The following is a 549-nucleotide window of genomic DNA, read 5'->3' as shown; positions in this document are numbered from 1 at the left end:
CTGGGTCAGGCGACGACCTACCAATACAACCGCGACGGCCAAGTGCTGAGCACCACCACGCCGGCGGGAACCACCCGTAGCGGCTACGACAGCGCTGGTCATCAGATCGAGAGCGTCGACGCCAACGGCACCCGGACCGTCTACCAATACGACGCGGCGGGCCGGGTGCTGCAACGCACCGTGGACCCGGACGGCCTGAAACTGAGCAGCCGCACCGAATACGACGCGGAGGGCCGCGTGCTGCGGCAAACCGAGCCCAACGGCCGGGTGACCGAACAGCGCTACGACGCGGCGGGCCGGCTGCAAAGCCTGATCGTCGATCCGGACGGGCTCAAGCTGACGACCACCTACGGCTACGACGCCCAGGGACGGCAGATCCGGGTGACGGAAGCGGCGGGGACGGCGCAGGCGAAGACCACCGAATACGAATACGACGGCGCCGGTCGTCGGGTGCGGGAGACGGTGGACCCGGAGGGGCTGAAGCAGAGCACGGTGTACCAATACGACGGCCAGGGCAATGTGGTGTCCAAGACCGACGCGATGGGCAAA

The 549-nt window shown here is 67.8% G+C and carries 1 pseudogene; it reads left to right on the top strand.

What is annotated here, in order from left to right:
• Positions 1-549: pseudogene (locus tag NK214_RS24960) on the top strand (hypothetical protein); the annotation flags it as partial.

The sequence above is a fragment of the Chromobacterium sp. S0633 genome (assembly GCF_024158805.1).
In the GTDB taxonomy this organism is placed as follows: Bacteria; Pseudomonadota; Gammaproteobacteria; order Burkholderiales; family Chromobacteriaceae; genus Chromobacterium.
Note: the sequence above shows the minus strand (reverse complement) of the source record. Positions and strands in the feature narration are given on the sequence as shown.